The organism is Ruegeria sp. H8 (genome assembly GCF_056532905.1).
The window spans coordinates 579,121-594,591 of the sequence record NZ_JBQFNY010000001.1 but is presented as its reverse complement, the minus strand read 5'-3'; the positions used below and the strand labels follow the sequence as shown (position 1 = coordinate 594,591).

The 15,471-nt window shown below is 58.2% G+C and carries 15 protein-coding genes; 8 read left to right on the top strand and 7 right to left on the bottom strand.

All coding sequences use genetic code 11. The features are described 5' to 3' along the window. Window positions 1-76 precede the first annotated feature (76 nt). The 4 genes from ACR0A2_RS02845 to ACR0A2_RS02830 form a co-directional block, all read right to left on the bottom strand. Window positions 77-1,138 (bottom strand): methyltetrahydrofolate cobalamin methyltransferase, encoded by a 1,062-nt coding sequence (locus ACR0A2_RS02845; protein ID WP_480833985.1) that lies wholly within the window; start codon window positions 1,136-1,138, stop codon window positions 77-79. Window positions 1,139-1,147: 9 nt separating this feature from the next. Next, window positions 1,148-2,074 (bottom strand): methylenetetrahydrofolate reductase, encoded by a 927-nt coding sequence (locus ACR0A2_RS02840; RefSeq protein WP_171639464.1) that lies wholly within the window; start codon window positions 2,072-2,074, stop codon window positions 1,148-1,150. 25 nt (window positions 2,075-2,099) lie between these two features. Continuing rightward, window positions 2,100-2,396: a virulence factor gene (locus ACR0A2_RS02835; protein ID WP_117868895.1), complete on the bottom strand. Its 297-nt coding sequence runs from the start codon at window positions 2,394-2,396 to the stop codon at window positions 2,100-2,102. Window positions 2,397-2,644: 248 nt separating this feature from the next. Next, window positions 2,645-4,531: a PhoX family protein gene (locus ACR0A2_RS02830; RefSeq protein ID WP_480833983.1), complete on the bottom strand. Its 1,887-nt coding sequence runs from the start codon at window positions 4,529-4,531 to the stop codon at window positions 2,645-2,647. 180 nt (window positions 4,532-4,711) lie between these two features. On the opposite strand from ACR0A2_RS02830, the gene ACR0A2_RS02825 reads away from it, so the two are divergent. Together ACR0A2_RS02825 and ACR0A2_RS02820 are read left to right on the top strand one after the other, a co-directional pair. Beyond that, on the top strand, window positions 4,712-5,824 hold the full coding sequence (locus ACR0A2_RS02825; RefSeq protein WP_171115826.1) for a Ppx/GppA phosphatase family protein: 1,113 nt from the start codon (window positions 4,712-4,714) through the stop codon (window positions 5,822-5,824). Then, window positions 5,824-6,546 carry an RlmE family RNA methyltransferase gene (locus tag ACR0A2_RS02820; protein WP_171328326.1) on the top strand — a complete coding sequence of 241 codons (723 nt, stop codon included), beginning with the start codon at window positions 5,824-5,826 and terminating at the stop codon, window positions 6,544-6,546. Before ACR0A2_RS02825 ends, ACR0A2_RS02820 begins: the two co-directional genes overlap by 1 nt. Here the strand turns inward: ACR0A2_RS02820 and ACR0A2_RS02815 are convergent. The 3 genes from ACR0A2_RS02815 to ACR0A2_RS02805 form a co-directional block, all read right to left on the bottom strand. Further along, a complete protein-coding gene (locus ACR0A2_RS02815) occupies window positions 6,543-6,734 on the bottom strand; it encodes a hypothetical protein (protein WP_171168034.1) in 192 nt (63 codons plus the stop codon). The genes ACR0A2_RS02820 and ACR0A2_RS02815 overlap by 4 nt on opposite strands. Window positions 6,735-6,821: 87 nt before the next feature. Beyond that, window positions 6,822-8,723, bottom strand: coding sequence for a cytochrome c3 family protein (locus ACR0A2_RS02810; protein WP_480833982.1), 1,902 nt, complete (start codon window positions 8,721-8,723; stop codon window positions 6,822-6,824). Then, window positions 8,720-9,586, bottom strand: coding sequence for a YihY/virulence factor BrkB family protein (locus tag ACR0A2_RS02805; RefSeq protein ID WP_480833981.1), 867 nt, complete (start codon window positions 9,584-9,586; stop codon window positions 8,720-8,722). Before ACR0A2_RS02805 ends, ACR0A2_RS02810 begins: the two co-directional genes overlap by 4 nt. A gap of 107 nt (window positions 9,587-9,693) precedes the next feature. Between ACR0A2_RS02805 and ACR0A2_RS02800 the strand changes: the two genes are divergently transcribed. The 6 genes from ACR0A2_RS02800 to ACR0A2_RS02775 all read left to right on the top strand — a co-directional run bounded on the left by ACR0A2_RS02800 (window position 9,694) and on the right by ACR0A2_RS02775 (window position 15,470). After that, a complete protein-coding gene (locus tag ACR0A2_RS02800) occupies window positions 9,694-10,842 on the top strand; it encodes an AI-2E family transporter (RefSeq protein WP_480833980.1) in 1,149 nt (382 codons plus the stop codon). Window positions 10,843-10,845: 3 nt separating this feature from the next. Next, window positions 10,846-11,958 carry an acetoin utilization protein AcuC gene (locus ACR0A2_RS02795; RefSeq protein ID WP_480833979.1) on the top strand — a complete coding sequence of 371 codons (1,113 nt, stop codon included), beginning with the start codon at window positions 10,846-10,848 and terminating at the stop codon, window positions 11,956-11,958. A gap of 116 nt (window positions 11,959-12,074) precedes the next feature. Beyond that, on the top strand, window positions 12,075-13,052 hold the full coding sequence (locus ACR0A2_RS02790; protein ID WP_480833978.1) for an AAA family ATPase: 978 nt from the start codon (window positions 12,075-12,077) through the stop codon (window positions 13,050-13,052). A 17-nt stretch (window positions 13,053-13,069) separates the two neighbouring features. After that, window positions 13,070-14,017: a DUF58 domain-containing protein gene (locus ACR0A2_RS02785; protein WP_480833977.1), complete on the top strand. Its 948-nt coding sequence runs from the start codon at window positions 13,070-13,072 to the stop codon at window positions 14,015-14,017. Then, window positions 14,014-14,487, top strand: a complete 474-nt coding sequence (locus ACR0A2_RS02780) for a DUF4381 domain-containing protein (protein WP_480833976.1) — start codon at window positions 14,014-14,016, stop codon at window positions 14,485-14,487. Before ACR0A2_RS02785 ends, ACR0A2_RS02780 begins: the two co-directional genes overlap by 4 nt. After that, on the top strand, window positions 14,487-15,470 hold the full coding sequence (locus ACR0A2_RS02775) for a VWA domain-containing protein (RefSeq protein WP_171231595.1): 984 nt from the start codon (window positions 14,487-14,489) through the stop codon (window positions 15,468-15,470). Before ACR0A2_RS02780 ends, ACR0A2_RS02775 begins: the two co-directional genes overlap by 1 nt. Window position 15,471 lies beyond the last annotated feature (1 nt).

Below are 15,471 nucleotides of genomic sequence, written 5' to 3'. Positions count from 1 at the left end.
CAAATTCGACATTGATCAGGGTCAAATGCAAAAGGCCGGTCGCTGAGCCCGGCCTTTGCAGTCTGTGTCGTTCAGATCAGGCGCGGCGCCGACGGCCACCACCGCGACGGCCACCTACGGGTCCTGCGGCACCCGCTTCGTCCGGTGCTTTGTTGAACCGGATCCACTCACCGCCATGTGGGTCGTTGTTGGTAAGCAGGTTTGCCGCGCGGATGGCTTCCATTTCCTTGCCGGCGCGCGGCTTCGTCGATCCCAGACCGAACATCTGCACGAAGGTTTCATCGTCCATGCCTTCAGGCAGGATGATACCGGCTGCCGCCACGGCCTCTTTTTTCTCGGCGATCTTCTTCTGCGTCACGGGCAACGCCACCGGGTTCATGATGGCCGAGGTCATGCCCGCACCCATCGCCATCGGCAGGAACGCGTTGTTGATGCCGTGACGGTTCGGCAGACCGAACGAGATGTTGGACGCACCGCAGGTGGTGTTCACACCCAGTTCTTCGCGCAGACGACGGACCAGCGCGAACACTTGCAGACCGGCGGTCGCCATCGCACCGATGGGCATGACCAGCGGGTCAACCACGATGTCATGTGCAGGGATGCCGAAATCGGCAGCGCGCTCGACGATCTTCTTGGCGACGTCAAAGCGCACATCGGGGTCTTCCGAAATGCCAGTGTCATCGTTCGAGATAGCCACGACCGGTACGTTGTACTTTTTGACCAGCGGCAGAACCAGTTCCAGACGCTCTTCTTCGCCGGTGACCGAATTCAGCAGCGGACGACCTTCAGCCGCCTCAAGACCGGCTTCCAGCGCGCCCGGAACCGACGAGTCGATACACAGCGGCACGTCAACCAAACCCTGCACCAGCTCGACGATCTTTCGCATCAGCGGTGGTTCGGTCTCGTTCGGGTTGGGGTTCGAGTTGTAGACAACACCTGCATTGATATCCAGAACGGTCGCGCCAGCCGCCACCTGAGCCAAGGCGTCCTTTTCAACGGTCGAAAAGTCGCCCGCTTCCAGCTCGGCGGCCAGTTTCTTACGGCCGGTCGGGTTGATCCGCTCACCGATCACGCAGAACGGTTCGTCAAAGCCCAGGACGGCTGTTTTTGTTTTTGATTCTACGACTGTTCGGGTCATGTCCGTTCCTTAGGAGTTTACAGGCTTTGCCGAAGCGCCGCCGTTATTGATCGCCCAGTTGGCGTTGGTCTTGATCCCGCCCAGCGGGAAGAAGTGCACGTTGGTGATGTTGAAATCCGGGCTGGCCGCCTTGTGGTTGGCCAGTTCGGTCACGACATCGGTCGGCTCGTAGGGCAGCAACAGCTTGGAGACATCCATGGCGCGCTTTTGCAGAACCTTCAGAGACGGCCCAACGCCACACGCGATGGCGAATTTGATCAGGGTTTGCAGCTTGGCCGGGCCCGCGATTCCGATATGTATCGGCAGATCGATGCCCGCTTCTTTCAGGCTGTCGGCCCAGGCGATGATCGGCTTGGCATCAAAGGCGAACTGTGTTGCCAGCGCCATTTCGGCATCCGTGGTCTCGTTGAACTTCTGCTTCCAGCGCAACGCGTCATCGACGTTCTTGGTCGAACCGTCGGGGTCGATGTCCTTGTTGCCTTCGGGGTGGCCCGCCACGTGCAAGCGCTTGAAGCCCGCCTTGTCAAACAGACCACTTTCCAGCAGCTGCATCGAGCTGTCGAACTCGCCGTGCGGGTTGGCGACACCGCCCGCCAGCAACAACGCCTGTTCAACACCCGCTTCGCCCTGATACATGGAAATCCAGTTTTCCAACGTCGCCGCATCCTTGATGATGCGTGCCGGAAAATGCGGCATGACAGGGTAACCTTCCGCCGCAATTCGCTTGGCCGTCTTGACCATGTCTTCGATGGGCGTGCCCTCGATATGGGCGATGTAAACGCGTGTCCCCTCGGGCAGCAGCGCGCGGAAATCGTCGACCTTTTCGGCGGTACGCGGCATGACCTCGATCGAATAGCCTTGCAAAAAGGCTTCGACGGTCGGATTTACTGGGCCGCTTTCGACCGCATCACGTTTCTTGAAGTTCAGCAAAGCCATTTCGGCCTCCCATAAAGTCTGGGGCTCATGCCCAACCGTCATTTGCGATCAGCGCTTTGACGCGGTCCTGATCGTATTCCGTTTCCAGACGCACAGCCTCGGCTTCGGCAATCTCGGCAGGATCGCCTTCGACCGCGAAAGGTTCGGCTTTGCGCCATTCGGCCAGATAGGCATCACTGTCCTTGGCGTTCACCTTCATTGCGGCACGGTCGATTGCTTGTTCAAACCGTTCTTCCAACTGCCGCTTTGCGCCACGACGGCCTTTGCCGACGATGACCTGAGCGGGAATGTCGCGCCAATACACGATGGTGACGTCAGGCATTGCTGTGATTCCTCCTAACCCGATGGGCCGGTTCTAAACTTCAATGTAGGCCTGGGTCGGTCGATTTTCGACACACGACGCTTTCCAAACGACGTTTTGCGCCCACTGCTGTGTATGTGGCTTTTACCCAGTTTCCGGGAAAACGCGCATATCAAAATTCTCATCGTCTCTATGAAAGCGCTGCATGAAAAAGAAAAACCCCGGACGGGAAAAACCGTCCGAGGCAAGAATTGATGGGTCAAATGGCCTTAGCCGACCAAACCGCCATCTTCGCGCGTAATGGCGATAATGGCCGAGCGTGGCACCGAGTCCCCGCCTTCAGGCCAATGGCTGTTGCCATCTTCGCCCGGGTGCTGAATGCCGACAAACATCGTACGACGGTCCGGCGACCAGCTGAGACCGGTGACCTCGCATTCGTTGGGGCCAACCAGAAAACGGCGGATTTCGCCGGTGACAGGGTCGCCTGCCAGCATCTGGTTGTTGCCCTGCCCGGCGAAGTCACCTTCGTTGCCATAATTGCCATCGGTCTGGATCCACAGCAAGCCGTTGCTGTCGAACTTCAATCCATCGGGTGAGTTGAACATATTGTCGGCGTTCACGTTCTCGGATCCGGCATAGGCGTCTTGGTGGACAGTGGGATTGCCTGCCAGAACGTACAGATCCCAGCCGAAGCCAGCCGCAGCATGATCGCCGCCATCCGGGCGCCAGCGAACGATCTGACCGTAGTTGTTCTTCTCCCGCGGGTTCGGGCCGTTGGCCGAGGTGTCGTCGCCCCCTGCATTCGGCTTGACGCCACGGTTCTTGTTGTTGGTCAGGCAACAGTAAACCTCGGGTGCGTTCGGATTTGCCGCAACCCACTCGGGACGGTCCATGGTGGTTGCTCCAACCGCCGAACCAGCCTGACGGGTGTGGATGCTGATCTCGGCCTGCGAGGCCATGCCGGTGCTTTCCGGCGTCAACTCCAACCACTCTCCGGTGCCGTCATCGTTGAACTTGGCCACGGAAAGCGTTCCATTCTCAAGCAGCGCGTTCGTGTCCACCCCGGCGGCATAGACACCTTCCGAGACAAAACGGTAAAGAAACTCGCCGCGTTCATCGTCGCCCATGTAAACGACCACGCGACCGTCATTGTTCACTATGACTTCGGCGTTTTCGTGCTTGAAGCGTCCCAGAGCGGTCAGCTTTCGCGGAGTCGAGGTTGGATCGGTCGGGTCGATCTCAACCACAAATCCCGCGCGGTTCGGTTCGTTTGGGTTTTTCGAGACGTCGAACCGGTCATCAATTTTGGCCCAACCGTAACCCCAGTCTTTTGACGATACGCCATAACGTTTCAGATCAGCATTGACCTCGTGGTTTTCGTCTTCGGCCGAGAAGTAGCCATTGAAGTTTTCTTCACAAGCCAGGTAAGTGCCCCACGGCGTCACGCCATTTCCGCAATTGTTCCATGTTCCCTTGCACGTCGTGCCGGACGGATCGGCGGCGGTCTTCATCAATTCATGACCGGCGGCCGGACCCGTAATGGACATTTCGGTCTGCGGTGTAACGCGGCGGTTATAGGGGCTGTCTTTCACGATGCCCCACTTGCCATCGGTGTTCGCGATTTCCACGATCGTGACACCATGCGCCATCATGCCCTTTGCGATGTCGTCATCAGATACTGGCTTGGCGTCCGGATTGTTGCCCCACAGGATATCACGATTGGTATATTCGTTGTTTACAACCAGCAGAACGTGACCGTCATGTAAGAAAATGTCCTGACCATCGGTATTGTCACCAAAGGCGCGTTCCTGACTGGCAGCCGTGCCCCGGGTGGCATGATCGAATTCCGGAACGTCCGACCAAAGCGGATCGCCCCAGCGCACCATGACCTCGGCCTTGTAGCCCGAAGGCACACTCACGTCGTCTGTCGTCGAAACCGGAATCGCCTCGAACGCGAAACGGTCCGCCGCTGCGCGCGCACCTGTCGGCAGAACCGAGCCGCCAACGGCTGCGAAACTGCCCATCGCCAGAACGCCCCCCATAAATCCGCGACGCGACATCGCGCGTTCGACAACGCGGTCGAAGTCACATTCTTCGGGGCGCGGGCTTATGATTTCATCGTATTCATCAAAGGAAAGGGTGTGATCGTCTTTCATGGCAATCTCCATATCTGGCTGTAAGCTCGAAAAGAATCCTGCTGAGGGTTCCGTGGATGCCCATCGCACCTCAGTATGAACGGCATGTGACACGCGCGTTAATTTCAAATTTGAAATCACTTGCACGTCGGCGATCCCCCGCCTAGGGTCAGGGTAACTCGAAAATCGGAGGGCGTAACGATGGCGCCCAAGCGTCCCAAAGGTGCGGGCGCGTTCCCGAAAGCGGTCGAAAGCCCCGCGCCGGCAAGACCCGATCCGGATGCTCTTTATGCGGCACTGGATCTGGGGACAAATAGTTGCCGCATGTTGATAGCCCAGCCCAAGGGAAGTGGGTTCCATGTGGTCGACAGTTTCTCCAAATCCGTGCAGTTGGGCGCGGGTCTGGAACGCACCGGACGACTGTCGCGGGCGTCGATGTCGCGTACCGTTCAGGCTTTGCGAATCTGTCAGCAAAAGCTGAAACGCAACAAGGTCAAACGGATGCGTCTGATCGCGACCGAGGCGTGCCGCCGCGCCAAGAACTCGCGCGAGTTCATCCGGCAGGTGAAGCGCGAAACCGGCCTGACGCTCGAGATCATTCAGCCCGAGGAAGAAGCCCGTCTGGCGGTGATTTCCTGTGCCCCGCTGGTTTCGACCAAGACCGAGCAGTTGCTGGTCGTCGATATCGGAGGCGGCTCGACCGAATTGGTCTGGATCGACATCTCGTCCGTTCCACGCCGCGACCGACCTGCGGCCATCATGCGGCTGCATCACGGGTTTCACACTGTCGACAGCCCTTTTCCAGCGGCCAAGGTCGTTGACTGGATCAGCGTACCCTTGGGCGTCGCCACGCTGCGGGACCAGTTCAATGATGTCGAGGATGACGCGGCCCGTTTTGCGTTGATGAGTTGGTTTTTTGAGGAAAACCTTGCCGACTTTGCCCCCTACAAGGACGAACAGGCGCGCGAAGGGTTTCAGATCGTCGGCACCAGCGGCACAGTCACGACTGTTGCGGCCTCGCACCTGGGCCTCAAGCGCTATGACCGGACCAAAGTGGACGGGCTGCGCATGACCAGCGATCAGATTGACAAAGTCATACGCGGGTATTTAGAACTCGGCCCTCATGGGCGGCGCCGGGACCCTCGCATTGGTGAAGACCGGCAAGCCCTGATCATGTCCGGCTCGGCTATATTGCAGGCATTGCTCCGTTGCTGGCCCACTGACCGCCTTTCGGTGGCGGACCGGGGGCTGCGCGAAGGTCTGCTTTACGCACAGATGAGCGCGGACGGTGTATTGGAAGACGGACCGTTCTGATGGCGAAAACACCAAGTGGAAAAAACAACTCGGGCCGCGGGCAACGCGACCTGAAGGTCAAGGTCAAGACAGCACGCGGGCGCAAGCTCAGCTCGACCCGCTGGCTCGAGCGGCAACTGAACGATCCCTATGTCAAGCGTGCGCAATCCGAAGGCTATCGGGGGCGCGCAGCTTACAAGATTTTGGAACTGGACGACAAATTCCGCTTTCTCGTGCCTGGGGCGCGGGTTGTGGATCTGGGCTGTGCGCCCGGCGGCTGGTGTCAGGTGGCGGTCAAACGCGTGAACGCGCTGGGCGAAAAGTCAGGCAAACGGATCGGAACCGTGCTGGGCATCGACCTGCAAGAGGTCGAACCAATTGCCGGAGCCGAAATCCACGTTCTGGACTTCATGGAAGATGACGCCGATCAGAAGGTCAAAGACTGGCTGGGCGGCAAGGCAGACGTCGTGATGTCGGATATGGCGGCGGCATCCTCGGGGCACAAGCAGACCGATCACCTGCGCATCATGGCACTGTGCGAAACCGCCGCCCACTTCGCCTTCGACGTTCTGGAGGAAGGCGGCACCTTTGTCGCCAAAGTTCTGGCCGGTGGTGCAGAGGGCGACCTGCAAAAGCTGTTGAAACAGAAGTTTCAGAAAGTCGCGCATGTCAAACCGCCGGCGTCACGCTCGGACAGTTCAGAAAAATTCGTTGTCGCAACCGGGTTTCGAGGCGGCTCTTAATCATCCAGCCGGATAAGATTTCCGCTCAGACGCTGTTCACGCAAGGACGTGGCAGCCATTCCCTGCAACATCAGCGTATCTCCGTGCGTCACGTATGATGGTTCCCGGTTACGCAGGTCTTCGATGCGCTGGGCTAGTGAAACCGAGCTTGAACCCGGCATCTTCCGCATTGTTGCTTCTCTGGACATGGCTCACCTCGGATCAGTACCCTGTTCTTGGATTTAACAAGGAATTCTGCCGTCAAGATGAAAGAATTCGGGCACGGATGTGCCGGGTCAGCGCCCAAACTGTTGCGACAATTGCAGCAGGTTCGGATCATCCGGCAGCCTGTCCAGCGCCTCTTGCAACACTATGCGCGCAGCTTCCGGGCCACGATTGATCTGCGCCAATTGAACCAGCATCGGCCATGCCTCTGCCCTTTGCGGGTCCAGCGTCACGACCTCTCTGAACGCCTGTTCCGCCGCCTGCGCGTTGCGAAGCGTCAATGCCATACCCCCCAGAACAAGATGGGTTTCCGGGGCGTCCAACCTGTTCGAAATGACCTGCTGCCATTCCGACATGCCCTGCCCAAGCTTGGCCCGCTGCTCGGCCGTCAAGCCCTGCGGCGGTATGCCCAGGAACTCTTTGGCGGCGGCGATGCGCACGTTTCGCAGAGGATCAGACAGCAACGGCTCGAGCCTGCGCACCTGATCTGCCGGGCTGGCCTGACGTTGCAGCACCGCTGCATTTGCTCGTATCAGCGGGTCAACGTCCTGCAAAAGCGGCGCTGTGTCGGCGGCGATCTCTGGCGACCCAAACGGTTGCAACAGATAAGCGGCGGTCGCTCTGACGATCCCGGGCTGCGACGCATCCATTGCGACGGCAAGCAAACCTTCGGGCGTGTCGATCTGCCCTTCGGCCGCAGCCTTGAAAACTGTCCCATAATGCGGGCGTCGATTTGGCGATCCAGGAAACCAGCCCTCTATCTGGCTTGCGGCCCAGGCCTGATCCTGGTCTTGATGGCAGTCGGTGCAAGCATCAACGCCCAGCCCAAGATCCGGTCGCGGTATGCGAAAGCTGTGATCGCGTCGGCCGTCGACACCCATGTAGGTCCGCTCGATCATGTGGCAGCTTTTGCACTGGGCGCCTTCGCTGTCTTCCGGGTGATTGTGATGCGCAGGCGTGTCATAGTCCTTTGCGGCAAGGGTCGCGAATTCCGGATTTCCGGCAGGCGAATGGCACTGTGTGCAAACCCCGTTTCCTGCGGCTTTCAATTCTGCGCTGTGCGGTTCGTGGCAGTTCATGCATCCGACGCCCTGTGCGTACATCCGGGATTGCAGGAACGAGCCGTAGACGTAGACCTCATCCAGAATTTGCCCGTCGGGATGATAGGACCCGGGGCGCAGCACGGCCAGATTATAGGCATCATGATACGGGGTTCCCGGAACCGGGTTTCCGTTGCCATGCGCCTCGCGCCGGGAATGACATCCGGCGCATTGCTGTATTTCTTCTTCGGTCCGCCCCTTGCCCCAACTCAACAGAAAGCCGGCATTGGCGAGGCCATCTGAAGAACCCTTTTCCCGGACCCAGTCGATATGTGCGGACCCCGGCCCATGGCAGGCCTCGCACCCGACCCCGATTTCGACCTGTTGTGACGTGTAGCTTCTGGTTTGAGGGTCGTAGTTCTTCTCAAAACCCGTGGCATGACATTCGGCGCAGCGCGCGTTCCAATTCTTGTAAGGACCGGTCCAATGCAACCCGTCATCAGGCGGCAGGTCCTGATCAGGGTACAGGTGATACCAGCGCTTTTGCTCGGTGTCCCAAACCACGTCGAAACTTTGCAAACGGCCCGGTTCGGTCTCGAAAAGGTATTGCTGCAAGGGTTCGATTCCAACGACGGAATGTACGTCATATTCCGTCGTTGCACCGTCTTTTTCCGTTACGCGGGCGGTGAACCTACCCGCCTCATTTTTGAATTGGACGGACATGCCGTCATGATCGAACCGGGTACCGTTGAAATCCGCCACAACAGCGCCGTCAGCGGGGTCTGTCCAGGCCAGCGCATGGTGTGACGCGGCCCAGGCTTCGGCTTCTTGCTGATGACAGTCGGTACACTGGTCTGAACCCACATACTCTGCCGTCTGCGCCTGAACTTCACCAGCAATTGCAAGGCAGGCCAGTATTAGGGCAAATCTCATGCCGTATCTCCTTGGGCGGCTTTTTGCAGATCAATCAATGCACCGTTGTATTCGGCGCCCAAGATCAGGATCGCCGAATAGAGATACAGGAAAATCAATGCCGCCATGGCCCCCGCCAATCCAGCATAGGTAGCGCTGTAGGTGGCGAACTGGCTGATATAAATTGAAAACGCCCACCCACCAGCCGCCCACAAGACCAAAGTCAACAAGACGCCAGGCAAAATTTGCATCAGGCTGTGCCTGCGAGTCGGCAGCACAAGATGCGCCAGAAGAACGGTGCCCGCAGGAACCGCCACGGTGAACGTCCAGCGCAGGCGATCCACGGAAAACCAGTTGGCCACGGCTACTTCCGTGTGTTCAGCCACCAGTTTTGTATAGACCGGCAAAACCACCTCGACCGCGGCAATGATCAGAATGGCCGACCCGCCCAGAATGACCAACACCAGACAAAGCAGCCGGGTTTTCCAGAACGGCCAACTGTCTTCGTCATGGTAGGCCTGGTTCATGGCTGCACGTACGGCAGCCACGCCGTTGGAGGCAAAGTAAATCGCCAGAAGCCCGCCCAAGGTGATGACACCCGAGCCGGATCCTGCCAGAACGGCCCGCAGTTCGGCCACGATCGGATCTGCGACGTCCTTGGGCCACGCTCCGAAAATCAGGTCAATTAACTCATCGGTGACATAGCCTTGAGATAACGCCCCTGCCAGCGCCACGGTGAACAGCACAAAGGGAAACAGCGCCATCATCAGCGACATGGCCACGTGGCTGCTCATGACGAAACCGTTCTTTCTGCTGAACCGGCGGATCGACAGCCAAAGTGCCTGAACAGGTCGGCCAAACAGGGGATTCGCGGCAGTGGACATGCTGCAACCCTAACCTGCCGAAATAGAACACAGAACCCGTCGTGAAAATCTATTTGTAGAATGAGGGTCAACAAACGCCTGAACGCATTGCATAAACAAGACCTCGCGTGCAGGATTGGGTCACGCAGGATGGGAAATGGGCACTGCTTGTGCCGGACACAGGATACCGAATGACCCCGGATCAAAAAGACATCACGGTTAGACCCAAGCTTCGATTGTCCGTTGTCCGGGATACATGCATCATCGCGACCCTGATCGTACTGGGTCTCTATGCCGGTGCGAACTTCCTGATCCCGCTTGCCATGGCGCTGCTGGTCAATGTTCTGATCATCGCGCTAAGCGATCGCGTCGTAGCCCTGACCCGCGCTCCGGTCTGGATGGCCAATATTGCCGGTGTGACCGTCGTTCTGGCGGGTTTGTTCATGATTATGTACGTGCTGGGTAGTCAGGCGACGCAGTTTGCACGATCCATCAGCACCTATGAAAACCAGTTTGACGGTGCGGTCGAGCGTGTAACGGGGCTGGTCGGCAACGACGTGACCACCTTCATTCGTGACAATCTGGTCAGTATCGACATGTCCTATGTCGCACGCGTGTTGCTGGGCAGCGCCACTTCATTGTTGAACCAGTTCTTCCTGATCAGCCTTTATGTCGCCTTTCTGATGGCCGAACGGCTTGCCTTTCGGAAAAAGATCCAACTGGCCGCCGGAAATCCTGTCGCCGCAGCAGAGTTTTCCACCATGCTCGATGCGATTTCGGTCAGCTTGCAGCGCTATGTCGGCGTCAAAACCCTGATCAGCCTGATAACGGCAACGATCAGCTATACGGTTTTCCGCTCGCTTGGTCTGGAATACGCGGAAACCTGGGCCGTATTGACCTTTGCCCTGAACTTCATCCCCTCGATCGGTTCGATCATAGCGGTGTTTTTTCCGGCCATGATCGCGCTTGTTCAATTCGAAACGATCCTTCCCTTCCTGGTGATCGTGCTGGGATGTGGAACGATCCAATTCCTGATCGGCAATTTCCTTGATCCGGCCATGCTTGGCCGATCCCTGAACATGTCGACCTTTCTTGTCATTCTGGCCCTGACCTTCTGGACAACGGTCTGGGGCCTGATCGGAGCGTTTCTGAGTGTGCCTCTGACCGTATGCATCCTGATCGTTTTCAGCCACATCCCTGCACTTCGGCCGGTCGCTATACTGATGTCTCTGGATGGCAGGTTGGGCGAGGATAACAGTCGGGTCACAGCAAGCTAGGCCATGAAGCGCCCCCTGTTCATCGGATCGGATATCTACCGCAACTCGACCTACGGTTCAAAGCACCCGCTGGCCATCCCGCGGGTTTCAACTGTCATCGATCTGTGTCGCGAACTGGGATGGTTGACCTCCGAGAACTACCGCGTCAGCCCCTGCGCAAAACCCGGAGTACTGGAGACGTTTCATACGCCGGACTATATCGCCGCCCTGCAAAAGGCGGAAGCGGACCAGCATGTCACGGACGAAACACGGAAAAGATACGGTTTGGGGACGCTGTCGAACCCGGTCTTTGCCGAGATGTATCGCCGGCCGGCAACCGCCGCAGGTGGTTCCATGCTGGCCGCCGAACTGATCCGGGATGGAGGGATCGTTTTCAACCCTGCGGGCGGTACGCATCACGGCCTTGCGGACCGGGCTAACGGGTTTTGCTATCTGAACGATCCGGTTCTGGCGATACAGACCCTTTTGAACACTGGCTTGGATCGCGTGGTCTATGTCGACATCGACGCCCATCATTGCGATGGGGTTGAACTTGCATTTCACGGGTCGGACAGAGTTCGGATGATCTCGGTCCATGAAGCGCGGCGATGGCCTTTCACTGGCCAACTTGAGGAAGACGCCGGTGGCGCGGCCTTCAACCTGCCTGTTCCAAGGAATCTGAACGACGACGAATTCGCCGCCATTCTGGATCAATTGATCCTGCCAGCGACCGAGGCGTTCAAACCACAAGCCATTGTCCTGCAATGCGGGGCCGACGCCGTGGCCGAAGACCCGCTTTCGCGTTTGACCCTGTCCAACAACGCGCATTGGCGAACGGTGGCGGCGCTGAAGCCTCTTTCGCCTCGCTTTCTGGTTCTGGGTGGCGGCGGATACAATCCCTGGTCCGTAGGGCGCTTGTGGAGCGGCGTCTGGGCCACGCTGAACGATTTCGAAATTCCTGACACACTTGACGACGGTGCACAGAAAATCCTGCGGGATCTGACCTGGAGCAGGGCCGCAGGACAGGCGCCTCACCGCCACTGGCTGGACAGTTTGCGAGACGCGCCCAACACCGGGCCCATACGACAGGAACTGAGGAACGATTTGCGCCACCTCACCGCCAGGCATTCACGGTAGATCGGTCCGCCAAAGCCTGTTAGTATTTCGATATTTCGGGATATTCCTGACCGGCTTACCCCCTGTTCCGTTATCAATTCGTTTCTTCCAGCTTGGCACCGATTGGACCACCACCCATGAATGCACTTAATCAGATACTTGATCTCAAAACCCGCATGGGCCAGTCCATCATCGGGCAAACCGAGGTCATCGACCGACTGCTGATCGGGATGCTGGCCAACGGAAACCTTCTGATCGAAGGTCTGCCCGGATTGGCCAAAACACGTGCCGTCAAGGCGATGGCGCGCAATTTGGATGCAGACTTCAGCAGGATCCAGTTTACACCTGACCTGCTGCCTTCAGACGTGACGGGAACCGAGGTGTTTCAACAAACTGACGAAGGCGGCACCTTTCGGTTCGAACCCGGGCCGATCTTTGCCAATATCGTCCTCGCTGACGAAATCAACAGGGCACCGGCCAAGGTGCAGGCCGCTTTGCTGGAAGCGATGGAAGAACGGCAGGTCACGGTTTCCGGTACCACCCACAAGATGGAACCGCTGTTCATCGTGATGGCAACCCAGAACCCCATTGAACAAGAAGGCACCTATCCCCTGCCCGAAGCGCAGATGGACCGGTTCCTGATGCATGTTCAGATCACCTATCCGCCGGTCGAGGACGAGGTTGAAGTGATCCGGCTGGTGCGGGGCGAAGAGATCGCCGCCGGGAAAGGCGCGTCAAGCGAGCAACCACCGACAATCCCGCAGGATGCCGTTTTTGCAGCGCGTTCGGAAATCGGGCAGATCCATGTTTCGGATGCAATGGATCGCTATATGGCCGATCTGGTTCAGGCGACCCGGACGCCTGCGGCGCTCAGCGAAGAACTGGCCAGCTGGATCGAAATCGGTGCCAGCCCGCGTGCCTCATTGGCACTGGACAAATGCGGTCGGGCGCATGCGTGGATGAACCAGCGTGACTATGTGGACCCTGCGGATATTCGAGCCATTGCACATGACGTGTTCCGGCACCGCATCACGCTGAGCTTCGAGGCGCAGGGGAACGCCAAAACGGCAGATGACGTGATCGCGGAAATCCTGCGTCTCGTCGCGCTGCCCTGACGGTTCGGGTTGGCCGGGTGCAGCGATCCTCAGCATATCCCGATGATCCCCGCATTCACGTCAATGCGGATCACCTGTTGCGTCTGGAACTGCATTCCCGTGCCCTGAGCTTTTTACCACGTCAGCCTGCCCGCTCGATCCTGAATGGCAGACACGCATCACGCCTGCGCGGACGCGGCCTGAATTTCGAGGAATTGCGTAACTACCAACCGGGCGACGACATCCGAACAATTGACTGGAAAGTCACGGCACGAACCGGTGAGCCCCATGTTAGGGTCTATACCGAGGAACGAGACCGCCCTGCCCTGTTGCTGGTCGATCAGCGCGTTTCGATGTTTTTCGGAACCGAAGTCTACATGAAATCGGTCATCGCAGCCGAAGCTGCCGCAATCACCGCGCATCGCGTTCTTGGTCAGGGCGATCGTGTCGGTGGTCTGGTATTCAACGACACAAGCGTTGCTGAACACAGGCCGCAGCGCCGCGCGGCGGCGCTCATGCGGTTTCTGTCTTCCATCGGGGCTGCCAATTCGGCCTTGCATGCTGCCTTGAACCCGCAACCAACCGTGACTTTGAATGACATGTTGTCGGAAGCCGCGCGTATGCTCCAAACCAACGGGCTGGTTTGCCTGTTTTCCGACTGCGACGGGCTTGACGAAAGATCGGAATCCCTGCTGCGCCGTATTGCGGTCTCAAACGATATGATCGTGTTCAATATTGCTGACAAGACAGCCAAGGGGCTGGCGCCCGATCTGAAACTCACGGTCTCGGACGGGCGCGACCAGATCGAAATCGACAGCGCCGACCCCGAATTGTCCGGCAAAATTCGCAAATCCATGGAAGACAGGTTGGACCACCTGCACACATGGTCCCGTCGATACGGTTTTCCGGTTGTTCCATTGACGACCGCGGAACCTGCCCTGGATCAGTTACTGTATCTGTTCGGACATCGCAGGGGGCAGAAATGAGCATCGACACGACAGGGAAATCTCTGGTTGATCTGCTGAATATGCTCGAGCCGGCACCGGAACCCACGCCTGTTTCGATGTTTCCGCAGACATGGGGGTGGTTGGCGCTGGCCGTCATACTGCTTGGCCTTGCCGTACTGGTCAGTGTTCTTTTCGTCCGGCGAAGGCGGGCAAGCGCGTATTGCCGCCATGCGCTGGCCGAGCTGGCAGACCCGGATATCACATCGGCAAAAGTTGCCGAAATCCTTCGCCGCACCGCGTTGGTCGCATATCCGCGCAAGCAGGTTGCAGGTATCCACGGGGATGACTGGTTGAATTTCCTTTCACAAACCTCTGATGAAAAATCTTTTTTATCAGAGGTTGGGCAAACACTGATCGACGCGCCGTACAAGGACCTGCCGCCAAACCGCGCCTTGACCCAGCTTGCTCGGCATTGGGTCAAGTCCCATAAACGGAATCGGGGAACATGATGTTTTCCTTCTCTGCGCCCTGGGTGTTTCTGCTTTTGCCGCTGCCGCTGCTGGTGTACGCCATTGCTCCGCCCCGGCGGGAAACAACCGTGTCCATTCGCATTCCGTTTTTTCGCCGCGTGGCCCAGGCGGCGGGCGTCGAGCCGCAATCCGGGTCAATGATCCGAACCCGGGCCCGGCTGCAAACAGCCAGCGCCGCCTTGATCTGGATACTTCTGGTTCTGGCGCTGGCGCGTCCGGAACGTCTGGGCGACCCTGTGGTGATGGAAAAATCTGCCCGCGATGTGGTTTTGGCGCTGGATATCTCTGGCTCGATGGATCAGCGCGACTTCCAGACCGGATCCGGTGCCCCGATGCAACGGTTGGAGGCGGTCAAAGAGGTTCTCAAGCAGTTCATCTCTGAAAGAGATGGTGACAGGATGGCGCTGATCATCTTTGGAACACGCGCGTTCATTCAAGCGCCCTTCACGGAAGATCTGAACAGTTTGAACGGGTTCCTGGACCAAACTCAAGTTGGCATGGCGGGTCCGAACACGGCTTTGGGCGATGCGATCGGGCTTGGCATTCGAACTTTTGAATCCAGCGAGGTTGACCAGCGCATGATGATTGTTCTCAGCGATGGCGCCGATACGTCCAGTCGCATGACACCCGTCAATGCCTCGGCCATTGCTGCGGAAAAGAACGTGGTTGTGTATACGATTGGTGTCGGAGACCCGAATGCCACGGGCGAAGACCGTGTCGATCTTCAGGCACTGAAGGACATAGCCGATCGCACGGGCGGAGAATATTTCTTTGCCGACGATGCAACGGCCCTTGAACAGACCTACGCACGCATTGACTCACTGAACCCCAGAATGGTGGAAACGCAAAGCTATCGCCCCAAGCAAAGTCTTGCCCATATTCCGTTACTCATCGCGTTGATCGTCATTATGGTCAGCATGACCTGGTTCCATTTCTCACAGCGACACCAGGGGGCCGTCTGAC

Coding starts and splice junctions, on each gene's coding strand:
- ACR0A2_RS02820 (WP_171328326.1), top strand. CDS start 5,824: ATGGCGAAAACACCAAGTGGAAAAAACAACTCGGGCCGCGGGCAACGC.
- ACR0A2_RS02845 (WP_480833985.1), bottom strand. CDS start 1,138: ATGACCCGAACAGTCGTAGAATCAAAAACAAAAACAGCCGTCCTGGGC.
- ACR0A2_RS02805 (WP_480833981.1), bottom strand. CDS start 9,586: ATGTCCACTGCCGCGAATCCCCTGTTTGGCCGACCTGTTCAGGCACTT.
- ACR0A2_RS02810 (WP_480833982.1), bottom strand. CDS start 8,723: ATGAGATTTGCCCTAATACTGGCCTGCCTTGCAATTGCTGGTGAAGTT.
- ACR0A2_RS02815 (WP_171168034.1), bottom strand. CDS start 6,734: ATGTCCAGAGAAGCAACAATGCGGAAGATGCCGGGTTCAAGCTCGGTT.
- ACR0A2_RS02790 (WP_480833978.1), top strand. CDS start 12,075: ATGAATGCACTTAATCAGATACTTGATCTCAAAACCCGCATGGGCCAG.
- ACR0A2_RS02830 (WP_480833983.1), bottom strand. CDS start 4,531: ATGAAAGACGATCACACCCTTTCCTTTGATGAATACGATGAAATCATA.
- ACR0A2_RS02795 (WP_480833979.1), top strand. CDS start 10,846: ATGAAGCGCCCCCTGTTCATCGGATCGGATATCTACCGCAACTCGACC.
- ACR0A2_RS02780 (WP_480833976.1), top strand. CDS start 14,014: ATGAGCATCGACACGACAGGGAAATCTCTGGTTGATCTGCTGAATATG.
- ACR0A2_RS02825 (WP_171115826.1), top strand. CDS start 4,712: ATGGCGCCCAAGCGTCCCAAAGGTGCGGGCGCGTTCCCGAAAGCGGTC.
- ACR0A2_RS02775 (WP_171231595.1), top strand. CDS start 14,487: ATGTTTTCCTTCTCTGCGCCCTGGGTGTTTCTGCTTTTGCCGCTGCCG.
- ACR0A2_RS02840 (WP_171639464.1), bottom strand. CDS start 2,074: ATGGCTTTGCTGAACTTCAAGAAACGTGATGCGGTCGAAAGCGGCCCA.
- ACR0A2_RS02835 (WP_117868895.1), bottom strand. CDS start 2,396: ATGCCTGACGTCACCATCGTGTATTGGCGCGACATTCCCGCTCAGGTC.